Origin of the sequence: Euzebyella saccharophila, from assembly GCF_014855495.1 — a bacterium.
GTDB classification, from domain to species: domain Bacteria; phylum Bacteroidota; class Bacteroidia; order Flavobacteriales; family Flavobacteriaceae; genus Euzebyella; species Euzebyella saccharophila.
The window spans coordinates 19,928-42,971 of record NZ_JACYFJ010000010.1; the positions used below are offsets into that span (position 1 = coordinate 19,928).

21 protein-coding genes are annotated in these 23,044 nt (G+C 36.9%); 8 read left to right on the forward strand and 13 right to left on the reverse strand.

Features of this window, described 5'->3' with window-relative positions; all coding sequences use genetic code 11:
- Positions 1-18: 18 nt before the first annotated feature.
- The 5 genes from IL355_RS18815 to IL355_RS18835 form a co-directional block, all read right to left on the reverse strand.
- Positions 19-849 (reverse strand): SDR family NAD(P)-dependent oxidoreductase, encoded by an 831-nt coding sequence (locus IL355_RS18815; protein ID WP_192463646.1) that lies wholly within the window; start codon positions 847-849, stop codon positions 19-21.
- A gap of 6 nt (positions 850-855) precedes the next feature.
- Positions 856-2,262: a glucuronate isomerase gene (gene uxaC / locus IL355_RS18820; RefSeq protein ID WP_225621340.1), complete on the reverse strand. Its 1,407-nt coding sequence runs from the start codon at positions 2,260-2,262 to the stop codon at positions 856-858.
- Positions 2,259-3,935, reverse strand: a complete 1,677-nt coding sequence (locus IL355_RS18825) for a sodium:solute symporter family transporter (protein ID WP_225621341.1) — start codon at positions 3,933-3,935, stop codon at positions 2,259-2,261. Before IL355_RS18825 ends, uxaC begins: the two co-directional genes overlap by 4 nt.
- A 99-nt stretch (positions 3,936-4,034) precedes the next feature.
- Positions 4,035-5,717, reverse strand: coding sequence for a RagB/SusD family nutrient uptake outer membrane protein (locus IL355_RS18830; RefSeq protein ID WP_192463649.1), 1,683 nt, complete (start codon positions 5,715-5,717; stop codon positions 4,035-4,037).
- A gap of 16 nt (positions 5,718-5,733) precedes the next feature.
- Entirely contained in the window at positions 5,734-8,751 is a 3,018-nt protein-coding gene (locus IL355_RS18835) for a SusC/RagA family TonB-linked outer membrane protein (protein WP_192463650.1), read from the reverse strand.
- A gap of 284 nt (positions 8,752-9,035) precedes the next feature.
- Between IL355_RS18835 and IL355_RS18840 the strand changes: the two genes are divergently transcribed.
- On the forward strand, positions 9,036-10,073 hold the full coding sequence (locus IL355_RS18840; protein ID WP_192463652.1) for a LacI family DNA-binding transcriptional regulator: 1,038 nt from the start codon (positions 9,036-9,038) through the stop codon (positions 10,071-10,073).
- Between the two features lie 214 nt (positions 10,074-10,287).
- A complete protein-coding gene (locus IL355_RS18845; protein ID WP_192463653.1) occupies positions 10,288-10,512 on the forward strand; it encodes a hypothetical protein in 225 nt (74 codons plus the stop codon).
- An 86-nt stretch (positions 10,513-10,598) separates the two neighbouring features.
- On the opposite strand, the gene IL355_RS18850 is transcribed toward IL355_RS18845, so the two are convergent.
- Together IL355_RS18850 and IL355_RS18855 are read right to left on the reverse strand one after the other, a co-directional pair.
- Positions 10,599-11,375, reverse strand: a complete 777-nt coding sequence (locus IL355_RS18850) for a DUF6602 domain-containing protein (protein WP_192463655.1) — start codon at positions 11,373-11,375, stop codon at positions 10,599-10,601.
- A 106-nt stretch (positions 11,376-11,481) separates the two neighbouring features.
- Positions 11,482-12,684 carry a DUF3883 domain-containing protein gene (locus tag IL355_RS18855; protein ID WP_192463657.1) on the reverse strand — a complete coding sequence of 401 codons (1,203 nt, stop codon included), beginning with the start codon at positions 12,682-12,684 and terminating at the stop codon, positions 11,482-11,484.
- Between the two features lie 619 nt (positions 12,685-13,303).
- Here IL355_RS18855 and IL355_RS18860 point away from each other — a divergent pair.
- Positions 13,304-13,738, forward strand: coding sequence for a BLUF domain-containing protein (locus IL355_RS18860; RefSeq protein ID WP_192463658.1), 435 nt, complete (start codon positions 13,304-13,306; stop codon positions 13,736-13,738).
- A 773-nt stretch (positions 13,739-14,511) separates the two neighbouring features.
- Here IL355_RS18860 and IL355_RS18865 read toward each other — a convergent pair.
- The gene (locus IL355_RS18865) at positions 14,512-15,597 is read right to left on the reverse strand and encodes a sensor histidine kinase (RefSeq protein ID WP_192463660.1); all 1,086 of its coding nucleotides are present in this window, start codon (positions 15,595-15,597) and stop codon (positions 14,512-14,514) included.
- Positions 15,598-16,013: 416 nt separating this feature from the next.
- On the opposite strand from IL355_RS18865, the gene IL355_RS18870 reads away from it, so the two are divergent.
- From IL355_RS18870 to IL355_RS18885, 4 genes are read left to right on the forward strand one after another with little or no spacing between them, the layout of a single operon-like run.
- Positions 16,014-16,580, forward strand: a complete 567-nt coding sequence (locus IL355_RS18870; RefSeq protein ID WP_225621343.1) for an RNA polymerase sigma factor — start codon at positions 16,014-16,016, stop codon at positions 16,578-16,580.
- A 56-nt stretch (positions 16,581-16,636) separates the two neighbouring features.
- On the forward strand, positions 16,637-16,774 hold the full coding sequence (locus IL355_RS18875; protein ID WP_192463662.1) for a hypothetical protein: 138 nt from the start codon (positions 16,637-16,639) through the stop codon (positions 16,772-16,774).
- Positions 16,761-17,126: a hypothetical protein gene (locus IL355_RS18880; RefSeq protein WP_192463663.1), complete on the forward strand. Its 366-nt coding sequence runs from the start codon at positions 16,761-16,763 to the stop codon at positions 17,124-17,126. Before IL355_RS18875 ends, IL355_RS18880 begins: the two co-directional genes overlap by 14 nt.
- Positions 17,101-17,628 carry a mechanosensitive ion channel family protein gene (locus tag IL355_RS18885; RefSeq protein ID WP_192463665.1) on the forward strand — a complete coding sequence of 176 codons (528 nt, stop codon included), beginning with the start codon at positions 17,101-17,103 and terminating at the stop codon, positions 17,626-17,628. The genes IL355_RS18880 and IL355_RS18885 overlap by 26 nt, the downstream gene beginning before the upstream one ends.
- Before the next feature lie 345 nt (positions 17,629-17,973).
- Here the strand turns inward: IL355_RS18885 and IL355_RS18890 are convergent, their stop codons facing one another.
- The 4 genes from IL355_RS18890 to IL355_RS18905 all read right to left on the reverse strand — a co-directional run bounded on the left by IL355_RS18890 (position 17,974) and on the right by IL355_RS18905 (position 20,425).
- Complete coding sequence (locus IL355_RS18890) at positions 17,974-18,360, reverse strand: hypothetical protein (RefSeq protein WP_192463666.1); 387 nt, start codon at positions 18,358-18,360, stop codon at positions 17,974-17,976.
- Positions 18,361-18,465: 105 nt separating this feature from the next.
- Positions 18,466-19,602, reverse strand: a complete 1,137-nt coding sequence (locus IL355_RS18895) for an alpha/beta fold hydrolase (protein WP_192463667.1) — start codon at positions 19,600-19,602, stop codon at positions 18,466-18,468.
- Positions 19,603-19,685: 83 nt separating this feature from the next.
- The gene (locus tag IL355_RS18900; protein WP_192463668.1) at positions 19,686-19,895 is read right to left on the reverse strand and encodes a hypothetical protein; all 210 of its coding nucleotides are present in this window, start codon (positions 19,893-19,895) and stop codon (positions 19,686-19,688) included.
- Positions 19,896-20,050: 155 nt separating this feature from the next.
- Positions 20,051-20,425 (reverse strand): hypothetical protein, encoded by a 375-nt coding sequence (locus IL355_RS18905; protein WP_192463669.1) that lies wholly within the window; start codon positions 20,423-20,425, stop codon positions 20,051-20,053.
- A gap of 94 nt (positions 20,426-20,519) precedes the next feature.
- Here IL355_RS18905 and IL355_RS19285 point away from each other — a divergent pair, with 94 nt between their 5' ends.
- The gene (locus IL355_RS19285; RefSeq protein WP_225621344.1) at positions 20,520-20,882 is read left to right on the forward strand and encodes a transposase; all 363 of its coding nucleotides are present in this window, start codon (positions 20,520-20,522) and stop codon (positions 20,880-20,882) included.
- Positions 20,883-20,959: 77 nt separating this feature from the next.
- Here the strand turns inward: IL355_RS19285 and IL355_RS18915 are convergent, their stop codons facing one another.
- Positions 20,960-22,408, reverse strand: coding sequence for a TlpA family protein disulfide reductase (locus IL355_RS18915; protein ID WP_192463670.1), 1,449 nt, complete (start codon positions 22,406-22,408; stop codon positions 20,960-20,962).
- Between the last annotated feature and the right edge of the window lie 636 nt (positions 22,409-23,044).

Genomic DNA, 23,044 nt, shown 5'->3' on the forward strand with positions numbered 1-23,044 from the left:
AATAAGTATTTTTAAAAATTAAACCCCTGGGCTGGACAAAAACCCTCCATCTACCGGTATGGTAATTCCAGTAACAAATCCAGCATTTTTTTCATTGATCAACCAATTCATACAACCTATGAGTTCGGAGGCTTCACCAAAACGTTTTAAGGGCGTTTGCCTTAATATATTTTGTGCGCGATCCGTTTGCGAGCCATCTGAGTTGAACATTATCTTTCGGCTACGATCATTCAAAAAAAAGCCTGGGGCAATGGCATTTACACGAATATGTGCAGGTGCCAAATAGGCCGCCAACCATTGTGTAAAACTTTGGATTCCATTTTTAGCCATTGCATACGCGGCTACCCTTGTAATCGGCCTATAGCTGGTCATCGACGCAAAATTGATGATGTTGCCCTGCTTATGTTTCGCCATACTCTTTCCAAATACAAAACATGGAATAACTGTTCCCATTGTGTTGATTTCTACAACGTTTTGAAAAACCTTCATGTTTAAATTGAAAAACCCTTTTATCTCATTATTATGTTCTAATTCACGTTCATCAAATTCAGTTATATTGGGAAGTGCATCATTTTGATTTCCTCCTGCACCATTGATTAGCAGTGTACAAATACCAAATTCATTTTCAACAATATCCTTTGCAGCCTTCATGGCTTCCTCATTCGCTACATCTCCACAGACAGAAATAGCAATGCCGCCATTGGCTTTAATCTTGTTCTCTACAACTTTTAGTTTCTCTTCGGTTCTACCCAACAGCGCGACCTTATATCCTTGTTTAGCCAAGTCTATTGCCATTGCAGAACAAAGAGTTCCGCCTGCTCCAGTTACTACTGCAACCTTATTTTCCATATATAATTAGTTAATATTTAGTATCCATTTTTTTGCATTCCTATAACAAACATCCTCTATCAATTCTTTTAAGATGAACATATCATTCGGAAGAAGCCCTTGCTTGACCCAAGTTGAAATCAAATCACAAAAAACCCTTCTAAAGTATTCGTGTCGAGACATCGACAGAAAACTACGAGAATCCGTGGTCATACCAATTGAGTTGTGTAAAAGCCCGTGGCTGGCTAAGGCCTTTAACTGATTTATGATGCCTTCATAGTGGTCATTGTACCACCAAGCTGGCCCAAATTGAATTTTTCCAGTTATCCCATCTTCTGAAAAAGATCCCGTTATAGAAGCAAAAGGAGCATTATCGACTGGGTTCAAATTGTAAAGTATAATTTTTGGCAAATCCCCGTTTTTATCCATTACATCTAGTGCTTCAACAAGTGTCGAAATATTCGTTGGGCTCCCAATTGAGGCGTAACCACCTGCACCGCCAACCAATTTCTTTAATTGTGAGCTGGTCTTTCGTTGAGCTCCGATATGTAACTGCAAAATCCAATTCTGTTTAGCGCAGGCTCTTCCAACCATAACTAATAGATAGGATTGTAAAGAAACCAGATCTACGTGATTTAGTTGTTCACCTGACAAAAACCGCTTGAAAATCGACTCAACTTCTGATTTATCTACACAATTGAACTCAAAACCCGAATCCAATGCCTGATCTGCCAGTTTACAACCAGCATCCGAAAAGTGTTCAAATCTATAGAGAACAGCGGCTTCATAACTATCCAAATCTTTAATTTCAATATGAGAAAGGTCCTCCAACACCTTATGCCAATTCTGGAACTCTTCAGGTTTATTTACAATACTATCTGTGCGTAACGAAGGGAGAACGGTAATTCCCTTTCCGGAAGCCTTTTTGTGCACGCTAACGTCATCAAGCAAATCATCGGACGTGCAAAGTACTTCAACATTAAATTTTTTAAGTAAGTAAACAGGGGCGAGTCTACCCGAGTCAATTTGTGTTTGACATTCGTCCCAAATTTTTTTAGCCGAACTTTCATTGAGTGTTAAATTAATATTGAAAACTCTTTTCAGTTCAAGATAGCTCCATTGATAAAGTGGATTTCCTAAAGTCCGTGGAAGGGTTTTTACCCAATTCAAATATTTGTCATAATCCGTGGCATCCCCCGTAATTCCGACTTCGGGTATGCCGTTGATTCGCATAGCTCGATGCTTATATGGGTCAGACACCACCCACATTTTAGATAAATTTTCCGGATGAGTGTCGTTGGCTATCATCGATGGATTTAGATGATTATGAAAATCAATAATTGGTAACTGCTGGGCAAAATCAAAATATAATGACCTTGACAGGTCATCGGACAATAAAAAATCCTTGTGAATATATGGGGTCATCTCTTTCATTTTTTTGATTTATATGAAAATTTATGGCTTCCAGTTGTTAGCCACTTTAAGATTATGGCCAGAAGGATGCAGCCTCCACCAATAGCCAAAGCAATTTTTCCACTTTCCATTCCGATGGAAGGTATACTTACCGCACAAAATAATAGTCCAGATGCTCCAATGGCAATTGAAAAAAGATTAGCTAATGCCCAACGAAATTTAGAATCTGGTTCGTCAATTTCATTAGGACTCAAGGGAGTCTGTATTTTCTCAAAAAAATTATTGACCCTTTTTTTATAATTTTCTTTGGAACTCAGCAGAAATCCCGAAAGGAGGAATATGGTAATACAACTTACAATTTGTATTAATGTCGCCAATTCCCAAGAGAAATCGCTTGACGACGTCAAAATCAATCCTGAAAAAATACCTACCAAAACAGTAAAAAAGGCACCGACAGAATTTGTTTTCTTGAACAATAGTCCCAATACAAGTGGAATGGCTAAAGGTATCGCAAAAAGTCCTGTCAAGATTTTATTAGCCTCAAAAGCCCCTCCGAGTTTTCCAATAAATAAAGACCCGGCAACGACAATGGCACCAACTAATAATATATTTAAGCGAGCCGCAAAAATTAATTGTTTTTCTGTGGCACTAGGGTTGATCAGGCGTTTATAAATGTCATTGGTCAATACCGCGGACATGACGTTGAATTCTGAGTTTAAAGAAGACATTGTGGCCGAGAACATGGCGGCAATCATTAACCCTAACAAACCTGCAGGGAGCAAATGTACTGCCACGGCTACATAAGCTTGCTCCGGGTCCTCAAGCCCAGGCAAAATATCGGCTGCCGCAATTGCTGGAAGTAAGAATATTATGGGAAATATCAACAATAACGCTGCCGAAAAAAAACCTAGTTTTCTGGTAGCATTTTCATCCTTTACACTGTAGAATCGCTGAATAAAGACCCAATTTCCATTGTACTTAAAAAGAATCATTACAAAATAAACCATTAGCCATAACGGTTGGCCTTTAGGACCAGAAAAGAACTCAAAATGACTAGGGAGCTTATCCATCAAAGTGGCTAGCCCTCCGGTAGCCTCTAGGGATAGAGGTACTAACAATACGGAAACAAAAATTAAGATAACAAATTGCAAGGTATCCATAACCACTACCGCCCATACCCCACCCACTATGGTAAAAAGTGTAGTTATGGCTCCAGAAAAAATGATGGCCTGCACAAACGTCAAATCCGTGGCGGTAACTAAAAAAATACCCATAGCATACTGCCGTACCATGTTATCTAGAAAGCGCATGCCCAATCCTGTCCATCCAAATAATTGACGAATATTGGCATTAAACCGTGTTTCGAGATATTCAACCGGAGTGATGATTCGAGACCGAACCCAAAGTTTCCCTATAATTAATGCAGCAAACACAAAGGGTATAACAGCACTCCATAATACAGTCACCCCAATAAGCCCATCCTTATAAGCAATACCTGCGTAAGCAATAAATACAAAGGTGCTGAGTGATCCCATAAAATTACTGATACCAGAAATCCCCCAGGGAATGGTATTGCCTCCTTTGAAGTATCCCTTTATGTCTTTTACGAACCATCCGAAAAATAGCCCAACACCGGCCATTAGTAGTAGGTAAATTCCAATGGAAATATAATCTAACGTAGCAAGTTTACTCAAAATAGAAATGTAGTTAGAAGTTGTTAAGCGCATTAAGTTTATAAAACACCCCGGGAACATTTTTCCCGGGATGTAATAAACTAACTAAACAACATATTATTAATAACCCGGATTTTGTTCAAGTTCTCCATTTATATTGGCCTCAATTTCTTTAGCTGGAATAGGCCATACATTGTGATGGTCAAGAATTTCATCTGCGTTCAAATCATTATACAATCGTACCCTATCAACCAATTTATCTACTCTTTGTAAGGTAATCCTGCGCTGTTCTTCCATAGCGAGTTCCCGTGCTCGTTCATCAAGAATAAAGTCGAGGTCCACATCACCAGAAGTAATAGGTAAAGCATTCGAACGTTCGCGTACGCGATTGATATCGGCAGCAGCATTACCCATATCACCTTTTCCAAGATAGGCTTCAGCACGTAATAGATAAGTTTCCGCCAATCTTAGATAATATGCATCCGTAAAGGTAGGTCCCGCACTATTTTTTAATAGATTTAATGTAGGGTCGGCTATAACGTTGGCCGGATGGTTCCCAGGCGTTGTAACCTTAGTCAAATGAGGATACCATCGCCAATCTTGATTCAATAGAGTTGGACCTGGATTATCCTTCGCACTTTTTCCAAACCATGCAGATTCTGGATTATCATATATTACATCGCGGACGTAATTATGTGGTGCGTTACGAATGTCATTGTCAAAATTACTTTCCCAAAGGTCATCTTCAAAAAAGGCGGTTGGCCTTAAAAAAGAAACCCCTCTACCTGCCACATTCATGTCGGATCTGGGACCCAACATGCCGGGGTTGCCATCAGGATCGTTTAGTGACCAGGTCACAGGAGAATGGAATCTTTCATATAGATTCCCAGAATTCTCATCGGTGGTGACCAGTCCGCCCGGAATATCATGTTCGATTTGTGCGACCCAAAGAGATTCCAAATTCCCGCTCGATCGGTTTTGGTTGCCTATACGGAACAAATCCCAATAAACATCACCTGGAATTTCACTTGAACGAGATCCAAACCTTTCTGTCATTAAGGCTGTAGCGGGGTTATCTATAACAACCGATGCCGCTACTATAGCTCCGTCAAAATTGTTAAGAGAAATGTATGTCTCGGCTAAAATGTGCTGGGCCACTAAGTTGCACAGTTTGCCATCTTCCACCTCCGAGATGTCAGGTAGATTAGCAGCGGCAAAAGTGGCATCTGTTATAATCTGGCTCAAAACATCCTCTTTCGAAGCCCTTGTAAAATCGGTCTTGGGCTCTGAAAGTTCCTCCAGTACCAAGGGAACACCCCCATAGAGATATACCAAATGGCGGTAAGCCAAAGCTCTGAACAGTCTGGCCTCCCCTTCAACTCTGCTCTTTTCTTTGTCAATGAGTTCCGAGTTGTCCAACTTTGCAATAATAGTGTTTGCATTGGCTATGATTTTATACCATCTATCCCAATGCCATTCGGGTACACTACCAGTAGCGTCCAATGTAGAAACATAATTTCCAAAACGCCTCGCTTCTTCCGTATCACGAGCATTCTTTAATATGTCTGTGCCCCATTGGTAGGAGAAGGAAAAAAACCCACCACTATCCCCAGTATAGAAAATGTAGCGGTATTTGGCATATAAGTCCGCCAAGGAACTTTCAAAGTTTTCCAAAGTCACGAAGGAATTGGCCGGATCAAAGAAATCCAACGGCTCCTCTTTCAAAAATTCATCCTCACTACAGGAAACTGCAATGAATATCGAAATAGAAAGTATCAGTGTTCTTTTGATATATGTTTTCATCTTAGCTGTTTTATTGTTAAAAGGAGATATCCAATCCGAAGGTTACACTTTTCATAACGGGTAGGCCACTATTGGAACTGTCAAGACCCTGTCCGGTTTCGGGGTCCCAACCTTCCCAATCAGTCCACGTGATTAAATTTTTTCCGCTCAAAAAGAGTTTTAAATTTTGGATACCGATTTTATCCAATACTTCATGTGGCAGGCGATACGATAAAGAGACATCTTGCAAACGAACAAAACTTCGGTCAAAATATCGTTGAGCAGTGACAGGGGCATTAACTCCTAGGCGTCTATAGGTAGAATTCGGATTAAGGGGTGACCAATAATCTATATCGGAAAATCGGTTACCGTTTTGGGCATTTCCGAAAGAGTCCCGCAAATCAGGACTATTTCTGCCCAAATACCCATCACTGCCTCCCTGAATGGAATTAATAAAGAATTTGAATGCAAAGCTCTTATAACTTAATGAGTTACTTATACCAAATTGATAGGCTGGTTCCTGTCTGCCTAGAATTCTTCTGTCTGCGTCGGGAGAAATATCACCACTATTATCTAAATCTACCAATCGTTGTAACCCTGGGCTCCAACCGTCGGGTATGTCATTATCGTTCACCTGATAAAATCCGTCCACCTCATAATCATAAATGGTACCTATAGATTCCCCAATGAACAAACCGTTGGCAATAAGATCATCTTCCTGGCCATCACCATCAGCGTCGATGTTTAGGAGTTCAACAATTTCATTTCGATTGGAGGCAAAATTCACGCCAAAATCCCAATTGAATGCATCGGAACGGACCGGGGAAAAGCTTAAGGAGAATTCTATCCCCCTATTTTTGATTTCGCCCACATTAGACCGAATAGAACTAAAACCGCTTAGTTCGGGAAGAATGAAATCCCACAAAAGATCTTTTGTTCTCGAATTGTAATAATCGATAGCACCAGAAACCTTACCTTGAAACAATCCAAAATCAGCTCCTATATTGATACCATCGGTACGCTCCCATCTCAAATCGGGATTGGCCAAAGAAATTACTGTTTGTCCATTGACCGTTGTGCCCCCATCTCCAAAAAGGTAGCGTGATTCTGGAGGAGTTTCCAATCGCGATAGTGAGCTATATTGCGATGTAAGGTTTCCATTGCTACCGTAACTACCTCTTAGTTTCAGATTGGTAACGGCTTCCGAATTAACAAGAAATTCTTCATTCGAGATAACCCAGCCCAATCCAACCGATGGAAAAAGTGCAGTTTTGTTATTTTCGGAGAAACCACTAAATCCGTCTCGACGCAAACTCGCGCTTAACAAGTACTTTCTTTTAAAGTCATAGTTGATTCGACCAGTCTGCGCGGTATAGCTTTCCTTAGAGGCATCGGAAGATATTCTTTGTATAACGGCCTGTTCCAAACTATTGTAGGATAGAGCCAGATTTCCAAATCCTGAGCCCTCTGCCATAGTCTGTTCATAATCTATAGTATTGAACCCTAAGACCATGGTTGCCTTAAAACCGTGGTCTTCATTTGAGCCATAACGTTTCTCAAAAGTCAAAATATTATCGACCAATACATCGTGGGTAGAGGAAGTTTCCTTGAAAGCACTACCGGTTAATCCTGCACCATAGATGTTGGAATTACCGCGTAATGACCACCGGTAATTATTACTATAGTTGACTCTGAAGTTCAGGCCATCGACATATGGTACGTCAATAGAGGCGTAGAAAATGGCCGAAATGTTATTTAAATTGTCCCTGTCATCTGCTGAACTCGCCAAAAACGGATTAACAATATTGTCTCCCAAAGGATTGATAATAAACTCACCTTCTTCATCACGGGGGGTTACTAATGGGTTCATTCTAGCCAAGGCATTCAATCCTGGATTCACGCCAGAAAAATCGGAGAAGGTTCCAAAGGTATTTGCGCCAATGGTGAGCCATTCTGTAATTTCAGTATCAATATTTACTCTAACGGTTTGCCTGTCGTAGTTATCGTTGGTTATCCAGCCCACTTGTTTTGTCAAACCTCCTGAAATAAAATATGAAGTTTTATCCGAACTACCTCTAATACTTAATTGGTGGTCTAGTGTATATCCAGGATTTGTAGCCGTACCGAACCAGTCGAAGTTAGTTCCATTGCCAATGCCTTCAAAAGAAGTTGGATTGAAAACCGGATCAACTTCTGGTAACCAAGCTGGATTATCCTGAGTATAGTCAGGTGCTAAGTAACCATTTTCCCAGTCTACATCTCGAGCTGATCTTAAAAATTCATCCCTATTGTTGGTCCTTCGCGCATTCGTGGGTGTCTGAACAGCGTAGAAAGTAGAATAATTTATTGTTGGCCTTTGAGTTGATTTACCACTCTTCGTACTAACGATGACAATTCCATTAGCCGCCTGCGCACCGTAAATTGCTTTGCTACTAGGATCCTTTAGCACATCAACTGACTTAATATCCTTTGGATTCAGGTCATTGAGTCGACCTCTGTAGATGACCCCATCTACTACAATTAAAGGGTCTTGACTACCATTTAGAGTGGACCTACCCCTAATTTGAATATCAGGTTCTGCCCCGGTAGTGGAAGTCTGCCCAACAGTAATGCCCGGAAGCGCACCTTGCAATGATTGCAAAACACTTGTATTTGGGGATTCTTGAAACTGTTCAAGGTCTGCAGATACAATTGCACCGGTCAGATCTTGCTTTTTTTGGGTTCCATATCCAACCAAAACGACTTCGTCTAGGGCCTGAGCATCTTCTTCAAGAATCACATTTAAACTAGATGTGTTGGCCGCAGAGATTTCTTGAGTACCAAAGCCAATTGAACTGAATATTAAAGTTGGTCTTTCTGTAGTTACCTTGATCGAGTATAACCCGTCAAAATCGGTTACTGTGCCATTGGAAGTTCCTTTTTCAATAACGTTAACACCTGGCAAAGGCTCTCCATTGTTAGAAGTTACCTCTCCTTCCACAATTGTAGATTGGGAGTATAATACTGGAGAGCTAATGAACATACAAATAATAAATGAAAAGAAATATTGATTCATACCATCTAGTTTTGAGTTTAATCAGTTAAAAATTGAGTTGACATTGCGCCGTGAGCGTTAACGGTAATAGCGAAAAAAATATGCATCAACATTTTTTGCAATTTTCGTTTTATAGAATGAAATTTTCTAAACACTATTCTAAAATATTATCTTGCAACTATATCCGTTAACGCACACGGAACGGAGCAAATATGTAAAGATTATTTTTAATAGAAAAATTATATTTGAATATTTTTGTTAAATATTCAAATCACCCTATGTTATTTTATACAAAAAGTAAGTAAATGTCTAAAAAACCAACAATTAAAGAAATTGCGAAACTCGCCAATGTTTCTATTGGAACAGTTGATAGAGTCATTCACAATAGAGGAGATGTTTCGAAAGAGACTACTATACTTATAAAAAAAATCATGAATGAACTAAAATACGTTCCAAATACCCATGCTCGTAACTTAGCTCTTAATAGAAATTTTAAAATTGCAGTATTACTTCCCGAACATAAAAATGGAGAGTATTGGTCAGAACCTATGAGAGCTGTTCAACAGGCTAATACAGATCTTAAATCATTTGGCGTTGAAATAAAAATTTATCTCTATAATCAAAAGAACAAAAATTCCTTTATAAAGGAATCAAGAAGAATTTTTGATGAGAAAAATGATGCAGTTCTATTGGCTCAAGTACTCATAGAAGAATCAAAAATATTTATGGATACTTGCAAAAGGAAATCAATACCATATATTTTAATCGGATCTATCAAAAATGATATATCTGCATTAAGTACTATTGGTCAAAACTCTTATCAGGGTGGAAGATTGGCTGGTGAACTGATAAGCTTTAATCAAAAAAAAGGGACTAATTTTTTGATTATTCATATAACTAAGGCTCAAAACCCTAACTTAAATGTAAAAGAAAGGATCATGGGATTTAATTCGTTTTTTAGTGACAATAACGAATTTCACTATGTAATTGACAGCTTGATTATATCGGAGGAAGATCCTGATTTGATAAAGAAAATTCAAAATAAATTAATACAGACGGAAAAGCTAGGGGGTGTTTTCGTACCTAATTCTAAGTCCCACATATTAGTAAAAGCATTAGAAAGCAAAAAGCTTTTTCGGATAGTTGGTTATGACCTTCTTGACAAGAATAAGCAACTATTAAACAAGAAAAAAATTGATTTTTTAATTAATCAACGGCCTTATGAACAAGCCTATGAAGGAATTGATTATCTCTACAAATATTTAGGATTACAACAGTTACCTCCACAAATAGTCAGTCTACCATTGGATATTGTTACTAAAGAGAAGTTAATGTATTATTAAAGCCTTGACCAATTACTAGACCCGTATACTTAAAATTATATATTGAGATTGTAAACTGAACTCTCTCTGAAAAAGATTAGAAGTATTAATTTTATTTAGTCAGGACCATGACAAAGATGAACTGACAGAGTTTTAAAAGAAGGTGCTTGAGCAGTTCATGTAAGGCCAGAACTTTTTCGGTGAGGGAGGCGCCTTTGCACCCATGCTAAAGATTATGATCGAGAAGTCTCTTGCGGGTGAGATGAACGGCTATCTGGACGAGGGTGAGCGTATCAATGGCAACAAACTCAATGATAAGGTAAAAAAGACTTTGAAAAGTGGTTTTGAGATCTTCGATATCGATACCCCACAGGACCTCCATAGGAATTTAGAGCCGGAGCTGTTGAAAAAAAAAACACCAAACCGACAGGGTCTGGAAATTAAACTCTGTCTAAAGTAAGATTTTAATAATCGTTTTTTTGAACTTTGTTAACGGTAAGTTCATCAGCCCTACTACGAAACGGAGTGTGGACATCATATAAACTTTTAGAGACATATAGTCCTATTTCTTCTGGTTTCTTTGGTCCCTTCGATTGGAAAATCCATAAAATATCTATCAGAGAGATTTTCGTTTGATGTCATATGAATTAAATTAGAAATAAAATAAGAATGGGACAATCCTTCCAAGTCATAAATATTGTAAAGATTTCTATTACAATTTGAAGTAATTGGCGGTTCAAGGTCTCTGCCATCTACCCAATGTCTAATAAAAATTTTTCCGCCAAGAGAAAAATGATTGACCAGACCGCCTGATATCCTGAGTGCTTCATCAATTATTGGTGATTGAATTTCTCCTTGATAATCATATGATATTATTCCTCTGAAAATTCGGTTATCGTCTATTCTAGAAATTTGAGGAAACCGTACAATTGAACTGAAATTTTGAACAATATTATGTAATCCATTTTTGTATGTTCTACTAGATTTGATCTTTGATTTTACCTCTATAATTGCTTTTACAGAGTTCTGAGTTACAATAACAAAATCTCCCTCCCTAAAGACTGGCGCGCTATTATTTTCGTAAACAATTATGTCTATTTGTTTTGATATATCATTCGCCGATGGGGATGTTTGATTCATTATAAATCCAGTTCCGACAGAAAGGTTTGCAGGAAGTCTACTCCTTAAAATAGACTTTAAAACTTCTTCTTTATATCTACCTTCTTCTCCCCAATGAGCATTTCCTATTAGATTTCTGACTCTATTTTTTAAAGTATCAAGTTCCTGATTAATTGATTGTTGATAAGCTAAAGTGTTTATCATATATTTTTATTTTATGATGCAGTACTAAATGATAGCAATGTAATTTAATCTACATGCTCCAGAAATGACTCAAATCGATGTGCCGTATCATCCATTTTTTTGATTTTTAATCTACCTCCTTTATTGTGTTAAGTTTTTTGTCCAAACTTGCTCTATACGCTATCGGTTTTAAGTCTCCATTCGCCTTTAATTCCGTAATCGGATTTCTCAAAACCATAAACACTTTTCCCTCTTTCTTTTCAAGATTAGTAACGTGAACAAAATATATGAAAGCTTCGTGTCCTAATTGTTCAAGTGTACAATATTCATTTTCTGTTATGAAGAAGTCTAAATTGTTATTTAGTGATGATTTCACCTCTATATAACGGTGGTCTTTTTTTGCTAAACAGGTAATATCAAATCCAGCACCAGAATTTAACCTTGAAGTATGTTCAATGTATTTCTCAACATTTTTCAATCCTAATTTCCGTAGTCTATTAATTTCATAATCATAAGCAATTTCTTCGCCTATTTTTCCAATTTCCCTTTGTAATTTTAAATTATTTTCAAGTGTTTCTGGGTCAATAAATTTTTGTTTTCTTTTATTAACTTTTTTGTTCTGAGAAATTGTAATGAAAGATGCGTTGTCAAGATTATAATTCGGATGAAACTTGGAAATCCAATTGTCAAATTGTTCTCTTATTTTCCTGTCTATTTTCTTTCTTGGAATCCAACTTTTGCTTGTTAAATCGGCTATATGTTTTCGTGTTGTTCCTCCGTCAGTTTTATATCTAAAGCTTGAAATATATTCCTCAACTGATATGTTTTTAAATGCGCAAAATTTTGAGAGTCCAAAAATGTGGTGTCCACCATTTTGAACATGAACAAAGTATTTTGGCGCATTTCCAATTGTTGATTTCCAAAATTCAGGCTTACTAAAAAACTCAATTGTTGATTTAACTAATTCATTTTCATTATCTACAAATTTGTAATCTAGCTTTTTTAAAGAAAGTTCTCTTTTGTAATTTTTGTAATGTAGGTAAATCTCTTTCTTTAAGGGTTTCCATAGCGTAATATTAGTGTCGGAAACCTCAAAAATTTTGCCGTGGTTTTTTTCGCCAAAATTTTTCATTTGGTCGAAATTGGTTTTAAAAGTTCTTAAATGTTTGCATTTTTCAGCAAGATGTTCATATTCGACATTTTCGTATTCCTCTTCTAATTTTAAATAGTTAATTAAAATTTGTGAATTAATTCGATGTCCATTTTTAAACCACCTTGGAAGTTTAGAAACTACTTTGTTTATTTGGTATATTTCATTTTCCTCACTCATTTTTTGCAATCATTTTGATTTTAGCTTGATGTTTGTTCAAATGGACCACATCCTTTGAATATCCCTTATTTAATGAATAACTGTATTGCATAAAAATAAATCTAGTACAGGGAGAAAATCCTTATTTTGAACTTTCCACTAAGTTACTACTTCTTAATTATCAATTGCATAAAACGGGAAAAACTACTAAACGGGTAAGCCTTCAGCTACACTTTCCCTAGGTTACAGTTTATCATTTAAGGAAATTTGAAGGTTAAGCATCATTTCGCAAGGTAACTTTGAATAGTCTAACCCATACGGGAATCGGCGCAGCCAAGGCGTCCGATAAACTAGAAGACAATTTTTGTTCGAGACTTCCCTAATTGGGGTTACCTGTCGTCCGATCTTCTAGATTGTCGATAAGTACGAGATTGATGGCCCGAGATTTTTTGAAATATTGATTACTTTAAGTAGACCAAGGGAGGGTCGGGACCTCTTATGGTGTGTTCCATCACTTTTAAACAATCATGTCTCCGAAGTGGTCATAGCTCAAATAAAACACTTTGTGCTTCAATCGATATAAGAGATAATAGAGTACATCAAGATTGCTTACATTTAATGAAAGTTAAATCTCTTTTAGATGTACACCTTAATCTATAGTTCCAAGGCGATTCACGGATTGAAAGTTGCAGATATCGACGAAATTTTGAAAACTGCAAGGGCATCTAATTCCGAAAACGGCATTACCGGATGCCTGATCCACTATTCCGATAAATTTATGCAACTACTGGAGGGGCCCGAAGACAAAGTTAGAGCTCTATTTGCCAACATTCAAAGCGATGTCAGGCACGATAAGGTAATCCTGCTCAGTGAGGATACGATAACGGAAAGAAGTTTTTCAGAGTGCGTAATGGCTTATTTCCGGTTCGATGGGGATCGTTCGGGTATCCCCGAATTCGAACAGTTTAGAAAAAATCTCTTTTTATTGGCAGATTTAAGTAGGCCCACCAATGCTACCGCCATTCTTTTTTGGAAACGAATCAAATACATATTATCGATACCGGCCATTGAATGATTCAATAACCACCTTGCGATAGACCCTGAACCATTTTTTTGGAACTTATCCTAGCACTTTTCCTTAGCTTTCAAGTCGGCAAATTACTTTCAAATTGTATCGTGATTGGATCAATATTCAATTTTTCCAAGTATCCAAGTACAGTCAAATTAGCATATTTTCACAACTCTTAACCTTTAAAATAGTTGATATGAGAAATGAAAAATTGATCCATGCATTAGGAAGTTGTATCAATCATTGCAATTATTGTGCGGACGCCTGCCTTGATGAGGACAACATCTCGATGATGAAAAATTGCATCAGGTCAAATAAGGTATGCGCGGAAGTATGTAGCTCACTTGCCCAAATTTTGGCCACTTCCTACACGAATGTCCAAGGTCTAATCGAGTATTGCAAACAAGTCTGCCTGGCCTGTGCCGACGAATGTTCGAACCACGAACATCCACATTGCAAGCAGTGCGAGAAAACATGTAGGGAGTGTGCACAAGCTTGCGATGAGTTTTCTTTAGCTTGATAATGGACGTACTGCCATTTAATCATAAATAAAATTGTTAAGTCCTAGTTCAAAAGTCATGGTCGCTGGACATAATAGCCTGACGATGCGGCCCAAGGGCCATTTTGCCGAGCTACAGAACTTCGGCCCTTAAATCGATGGGTGTGGCACCTCTATTGATGGAATCGTTTTTTTGAACTTTTCTCTAATTTACGATTTCTGAATTCTCATTTATATAAAAAGGTGAAGGATAAATCTACATTACCATTTTCACCAGAACTTAATTAAGCGAGATTATAAAGCAACAGCCTTGACCAGGTTCGCTTTTAACCTTTATCGAGCCTCCCTGGGACTCGATTTGCGTTTTGGTCATAAATAGGCCAATTCCTTTCGCGTCTGGATGATTATGGAAGACTTTTTTAAAACCAAAAATATCTTTTTGGTGTTTATTCAGATCAATTCCCAAGCCGTTATCCTTAAAGCTTAACATCAGACGTTCCTTATCTTTCCACGATTTTATTTCAATTAATAAGCGTCTATTTTCGGACCTGTACTTAATCGCGTTGCCAATCAAATTAAGAAAAATACTTTCCATGTATATTTGGTTATAAGCAACCCATCGAACCTTAGAAAAATCCGATTCGATTATACAGTCGGAACTATCGATCTGTGCAATCAGCAGGTTCTGTGTCCTTTCCAATATTTCCTTTAAATCAAGGGATTTATTCTTTTCCGGTGATCTTTTAAACTGTACGGACTCTACCAAAACATCCAACGTATGGTTCAAGCCTGAGACCACCTTGTCGAATTTCTCCATCAGAAACTCTTTTTTGTTCGGTTCACTCTCATAATTATATAGATTTAATAGGAGCTGGAGATTACAGACCGGACCGCGAAGGTTATGCGCCGTTATATCACTAAAGTCCCTTAAGCGTTCGTTGTTCTCCTTTGACCGCGACAAGGTATTTTTGAGTTGGAGGTTTTCATCCTTCAATCTCAAAATTTGTTCCCTAAATACCGATATATCACGAAGGGCAAAACAAACATAGGGAATCCCCTGGGAGATAAAGGGAACAATGCCGGTCTGAACCGGAACAATTTTGCCGTCCTTACGGATAATTTCAAGTTCATGGTGTTCCACAGGTAATTGAGATACACCTTCAAGCGTATTTAATAATCTATTCATGATTTCAGTTGCCGATACTTTGTTCAAAAATTGACATAGTGAACGGTCGATCAGTCTCTCCGCTTCATAACCTAGCAATTGTAATGTGTTATTGTTAAAGGCCCTAACAGCTCCTAATTTATCCGTTATGATAATAGCATCGGGCAAATGATCAAGCATGCCCTTCCATTCATTTTTCATTTATTAAAATATGGTATTCATTACTTATTTTCCATTTGGATGTATCAGGCAATTCATAAAATATCGGACGCTTACCGAGGTAGTCCGTGAGAAAAAATGCTAGCTACCTTTGCCATGTTAAGTGCTTACTTAAGCACTTTAGCTCATTTAGACACACTCTAGATTTACTAAGTCACATCGGATACGTCCTTTTTTTGGATAAATAGTAAAAATCAAGGGCAAACTATTGGATCCCATGTACTTGCGAGGATTGAAACTAATCCATACTTTTGCCGATCTTTTTTTTGAAACCTAAACACCTACAAGACAGCACTGTAAATTTTATTTCTCCATTTTTTTTCCGAAGAAGTGACCTAATCCAAAAAGCGGTGTCCTAAAGAGACAACCATTAATGTTTGCTTTAGAACCAATTGAGCTTGCCCTTACTACATAAAAGAATTACCGATGAAAAATTGGTCATAGAACTGATTTCTTCAAGAGAGCCTGAATTATTCGGAGAACTATACGATAGGTATGCCGATAAAGTATTCAATAAATGCAGTGGTTTTGCTATTGATCTGCAAGAGGCCGAAGACCTGACAAAGGATATTTTTTTGTTGCTCTACATAAAGATTGGAAGCTTTCAAGGAAGGTCTAAATTCAGTACATGGCTTTATTCGTTCGTTTATAATTTTTGTGTCAACCATGTGAATAGAAACAAGTACAGAAAAATGAAGGATAGTTCCCGAAGTTTTGAAGAAGGTGACGGGAACCCTTTGCAGGAAATACCGGATAGCTCCCTTTTCGAATTAAAATCACAAAAACTGAAAAAGGCCCTCGATCAGATCGAACCCGAGGACAAATCCATCCTTCTCCTAAAATACCAAGATGATGCGACCATCAAAGAATTGATGGCCTTGTTGCAAATTGGTGAAAGTGCAGTAAAAATGAGGCTGAAAAGAGCCAAAAACAAAGTAGTCAACGCTTATCATAATTTAAAATAATGCAAAAGAACAGTAACCCTTTTAAAAATTTAAACACAAAACCAAAACAATTGCCCGTGGAAATAAGAAAAAAAGTTATGGATGATGTGGCCATTGCCAGTTTGTTCATGGACCTTACATTTTTGGTGACCGACAGTTATCCTTCGGCCCTGAAAGGTCTTTTTAAAACGATCGATAACAATGAGTTCAACTAACTTCCTTGAGAACATGGCTACTATAGACGAATGGAAAGACCTCACATTGGAGTCGATAAAGACTATCGGGGAGAAAATAGGAAGTACCCTACCTAAAATAACCGGGGGTGGTATTAGTTCTCCTATTGGGTTGGTTGCTGACCAAGCTCGTGCTTATAGTTTTAAAGAAATTATTGGTTATCCTGAAGGTAGACCGTTTCGGCGAAAAGGTCAACAACTTGGAGATGATGGGGGGAAGGAAATTACCTATCAAATTTTCGCAAGTCTTGCTCGGATTTGCCAAATGGAGCATTTACCTGATGCTGTTCATCGTGGCCTCGGACATTATGGAATGGAAAATAATTTCCAATGAGATCGGGAACCTTTTAAGGTACCTGCCCAAATTATTCAGTGGTATCATCCTTTTTATTGTCGGTATGTACATTGCAAATATTGTAAGACGTGCCATAAGTACCCTGTTCAGTACACTTAACCTGAACGGATCTAGATTGATCGGAATGGCGATCTTTTATCTAATTGCCATTTTCTTTACCATCTCCGCACTCAATCAGGCCGGTATAGACACGACTATAATCACCAATAACATTACCATGATCTTAGGGGCATTTCTGTTTGCATTGGCCATCGGTTTCGGATTCGGTTCCAAGGAGGTAATCGCCCGCCTATTGTTGACCTTCTACGCCAGAAAAAAATATCGTGTCGGTGATATCATCGAAATCGATGGGTTGGAAGGAAAGATAGAATCATTGGATAATATGGGGGTAACGCTAGCTATTAAAAATGAAAGGATAATTTTTCCCATAAAAGAAGTTACGGAAAAAAGAATAATAGTGAAAAAGCGATTTGTTAGTTGATTATTGTCGCTTACCATAAGGCGGGACTTGTTAGTTGTCCCGTCTTATTTAACTATCGTTAACTTGGCAATATGAATTTCATGAGCAAGGAAAAAGAAATACTAATAAGTCTATCATATATGTTTTCTTGCCGTTACAAAGATTTGTATGGCCAACTGAAAAAAACTTTATCACATTACTCAATTATTATTCTTGATAGGTAAATGGAAAATTGAATTCAATAAGCCTTGGATTAAAATTGCTTTCTAACTTAGAATACCAACAGCATGCAGGGAGAATAAAGTACTTTTTGCGCCACGGTTCCCTCTTCCAGTTTTGCTCACATGTAGCTTCCATTTAATTGCTCTACTGCTCCTTTATCGATTCCAATGCTTTTTGAATTGTATCGCCCATCATCGGTCTAGGGAACAGACCGTCCACCACAGAATTTTTATTTTCAATTATTTTAAGCGTATTACGATCAGCAATTACAAATATTTTGATCTGCCCTTTTAACCTTTTTTTAGCAAATACAGCAATCTTAGAACGTTCCCTTAGGAACTCCTCTATATCGATATTTAGGAATATCACCGAGGTGGTCCTGACAGAATCGGAATTTGCAGCTGCATGTTCCAAGGCATCGGTAACACCCTGACAAACGGTTACTTTATTGACGGTTTTCTCTCTTTGCAAACAATATCTCGAAGCAAAAAGAGAAACAATGTTATCGTCTACCAAAAATACATCCATCATTAGCTATATTTAATAATAGCCATTAGTTAGTAGGATAGTTAATCGTTTATTTGAACTTTATAACACTGTACTATGACTTTTCATAGTACTTACTGTACACCATAACTATTTTTCTTTTAATTGCTGTAATACCGTTTTTCCATTCTCATTATCTGGGTTCAATTCGATTGATTTCCTATACATTTGAATCGCAGCTTCTTTTTTATTTGCCTTTAATAAGGCTTCACCATAACTATCATATGCATTGTAACTATCAGGAAATAAAACTGTAGTTAATTTGAAAACCTCTAAAGCCTTATCTAATTCTTCATTTGCCAAGAATGAATACCCTAAAGTATTCAAATCATGCTCCGATCGATTGTGTACTTTCGTCTCAATAGATAATTCTATCGCATTTTCTAAAGCCTTTTCCAAAACCTTATTTTGTTGGTTTTCATTTAGCGTTTCCGCATAAGCTTTTATTATAGTATTGATTATTAACGCGGGGTTATCCTGAAAAACAGCATGACCACTTCCCCTGGCTATTAAGTTGTTTATGTTTTCATTTTGGTTGCCAAGGTCTTCATGGAGTTTTTTCCATCTATTTGCAAGTGGTTCTGGAAACCCAAGGGAAGAATTCTCTGGAAAAACGTTTGTAACTGGAGTGTTTTCGGGGAACTCCATATTTCTTACGTAACGCATGATTTCATTGAAATTAAAATTCATATAATAATCGCCAGAAGGCTTTGGAATAGCACTTATATCAACATGCATATCTCTTATTGTCAGTAATTCTTCATTCCAGTAATTACTAAGTACTGCATCTATCAATACGACCGACTTCACCTTTTTAGGATGTTTCAGAGTGTATAAAAGATTGTAAAGGCCGCCATAAGAATGAGAAACCAGAATAATATCACTATCGTAATTTAATTTTGAAAGGCCTGTCTCCAGTTCCTTAATACCATTTTCAATCCCGAAATCCGAATCTTTCTTTAGAGTTGGATTGAGTTCACTTTGTCCAAATCCTGAGCGATCATAAGTAATTAATGTTGTTCGGGTAACTTTATGAATTTTCTCTAATATATTGTCCCAAATTGAGGCATCATTACCTGCACCGGCTTCAAAAAGAATCGGAGTTCCTTCACCTTTCAAAATTTTGAAGTGCATTTTGTAACCACCAATGTCAACTAAAGTGTCTTGACCTTGAAGAAGCATCGAAAAAGATAATAGTATTAAGAGCGTTAAGTAGAGAATCCTCATCTGTGTCAAGTTTTAAATTTTTTCATAGTTATTTACAACATGTCGAAAGCGCTATTATTCTACTTTAATCCTTTCCCTGAACTTTATGATTGATTATGGTAGTTAAATGAATCTTCTGATTGAATCCATTTTTTGGCTGCTGCAATAGCTCTTTCTAATTCTTCAATCTGAAACCGAATGATTTTGTCGCCACCATATATCTCAAATTGTATAGTACCTCTTTTTTCGGAAACAAATCGACACAGAGGATAATGCCCAACATCAATTTCATTTCCCTTTTCATCTGCAGCCATCAATTCTAGTCATGTTCCAAAATTTACTTCTGATGTAGTTTGATTGATGATATCCTTAAGTTCGAATACCCTTGTTTTCAATTTTAAATATTTAATCAAATCGGTTATTTAAACCTCGAGAATTCCCCCGAGTCTTAATGTATAATGCAAATTCTTCAATCTCTATCCGCAATCATGCAGCCCTTCCACTCATTATCCTTTAAAGCTACAACTAGAAAACCGAAATTGTCTGATTCACAAGAGCTACTTGACAAGCCACCTGAACTTAATAATGTTTTTATATTTCCTACTGAATCCCTTGAGTAGGAGATTTCGGCACCGGAAACGAAACTTTTTATAATTTTAACACGGGCATTTACATCGTTATCATTCATTTCATTGTCTAGTCGAATCACTATATCAAAGTTCGAATCTGCCATCGTTTTATAAATATCATTGATGCGTTCTTGATTATCTGTATTCTGTCCGGTTGAGTTTTGAAAGGTGAATACTATAAGGAATGAAACTATAATTTTTTTTGTTATCGGCATAGCTAGAAATGTTTAGATATTTTACAATTAATTTAAAAATCCTTTTTTTGAACTTTACCCTAAGTTACGATTTTTGAATTATCATTTGTAGAAAATGGGGAAGGCTTCAAAAGGGGGAAGGCTACACGAGTACGCAAGGAACATAGCCCGGGTCGAAAGCCCGAAGGGCCCTTATATGAAGGGCAAACAGCAAAGTACGGTCGAGCCCGTTTTCGGCACCCTGATAGAGTTTATGGTACTACGAAAGATAAATACCATAGGATTTAAAAAGGCCAACAAGGCGATGCACCTCTCGGCGATCGCCTATAACCTGAAGAAGTACCTGAAGTTCGAACTTAAACGTTCCAAAAGCGGGGAGCGGAAACTTGCTTTGTTATTTTTTATAAAAAACAGGTACCAAGAACTTGAAAGAACACTTGTAGGGTTGCCCAAGAATCTAGATTGCCCAGTGTCCTAAAAACAAAAAGCCCCTAAAAAGGGCTTAAAAGAGGTCTCTTTTTTGCTGTTCAAGGGCTTGCGCAACGGTTACCGTTGTTATATGCTGGCCTTTATCAGTTCAATTAGTTCTTTTTCACTTGGTCTTGGTGCATTTTCGTCAATAATTTTACCATCTTTTCCAAAAAGTAAATACCTAGGAATAGTTTTAATATTATAATTTTTATAAAGATTAGATTTTTCCCAATTTGATATTATATAATTATCTATTTCATTTGACAGATTCTCTAATTTTGATGCTCTTAACCAAGCTGAATAGTCCTTATCAATTGAAATTTCAATAATTTTAAGTTCTGTTTCATTGAACTTTAATTTTAAATCTTTTAAAAATGGCATTTCTTTTCGACAGGGTGCACACCAACTTGCCCAAAAATCTACTAAAACAATTTTCCCTTTACGCTTTGTAAGTACTTGCTCAAAGGTCAATTCATTGTCATTAACAAGATTAGTCAAAATTCCGACCGTTCTATTAGTTGTATTAAGTTTATTTGAGTTTGCCTTTTCTTTATCAACAACAGAATTCCATTTGTTTTTCATTTCATCATTATTGCTAGCAGATTGAAACTTTGTCAGATACTTGCTAAATTTTGGTTTTTCAACGAAGAAAATACTTTTAAGATAAGAGTTCAATAAAATCTCTTTTGTAGATTCGTTTAAAATTGTTTCTTGTTCATTGACAAAGTCGAATAAAACCGAATTCTTAACTCGCTTATCTTCTTTAAAATATTTGTATAAGATCAATGCTCTCAAGAAACTTACATATTCTTTATTGTCAAGTAATTCTTCTTCATTAAGTTTTATGCCTAAATTCTCAATGTCTAATTCTATACTTTTATTTTTTGCCTCTCTTATTTTAGAAGTTGCAAACTTTAGTTTTTGATTAATTCTGTTTGTTGAATAGAATTTATCTGAAATGCTATTATTGTCTTTTAGACTGTCTAGTAATATAATTGAGTTTGTATATATTTTTTCTGAATCAAACTTGTTGTTTTGAAACTTATCTTCATCAATTAATATTGCTTTGTTATTGATATTGTAGTTGTACAAAAGATAACCGAAGTTGTTTTCACTCCAAGTTTTATCGCTATTCAATAATGTAAATATTGGATATTCGATTTGTTTCGATTGATTAACGTCTATTTTTTTAATATCGATTAAAAGACTATCTCCTTTTTCAAGTTGCATTTCATAGAAAAATGAAACGAAAGGGTCACCACCAATTATTTTGATAGTATTCTGTGTTGGTATTGTTACTGTTGTTTTATTTTCTTTCTGTCCGAGATATAACATATCAGGTTTATCCTGCATTTCATCCACGAAAAGGTTTGTGAAAAATGAACTTATAGTATCATTTACGCTAATTACAACTTCTTTTTTTTTCTCAATTTTCTTTTCTTTTGTAATTGAAATTTTAGAACTAATTTCTTTCTTTTTTTCTTGACAGCTAAATACTGTTAGAATTAAAAATGTAAGTAGGATGTTTTTCATAGGCTTGCATATAACGCAGGGCTATGTGTAGTCGTGCGATTGGATTTTTGTTTGTCGTACCGAAAGGTACGTAAAAAAGAAAAATACAAGGGAGCACACCAGATTGCATATAGCGGTTGATATGCACAGTTATCCTCGATGGCGCCTAAAGGTGATAATATCGATGGTCCCTCATCCTACGGCCATTGCAATCTGACATAGCCCTGCGATGATGCACGATCCCAAAGAGCGGGAATTGGAGCGGAGCGACAATGTAGCGATTTGGGTTCACCTTTAGGTGAATTGTGCATCATCACGGTCTCGGCTATGAGTAGTTGCGTGGTTTAGCGATTAATTTAGCAAGTACACACCAAACTGAAAATCCGCGAGGATTTTCAGAAGTAGGCGAGAGCAAGCAATTACTTATAGCCATTGTGCCTGTTGCACAAGTTAAGAAAAAAACGGTCTTGATCATTGCCGTTCGGTAGATCGATCGTAACTTTAGGTATGCAGGGAAAAAAGGATTACCAGGAAAAACTGTTCGCACATTTCCAGTTGAGCGAGCGTATACCCGAGAACAATTTCTACAGGCGTTTGAAAGGGGCTTTGGACCTTGACTTTCTCTACCCTTTGACCAAGGGGTATTATGGCGAAAGC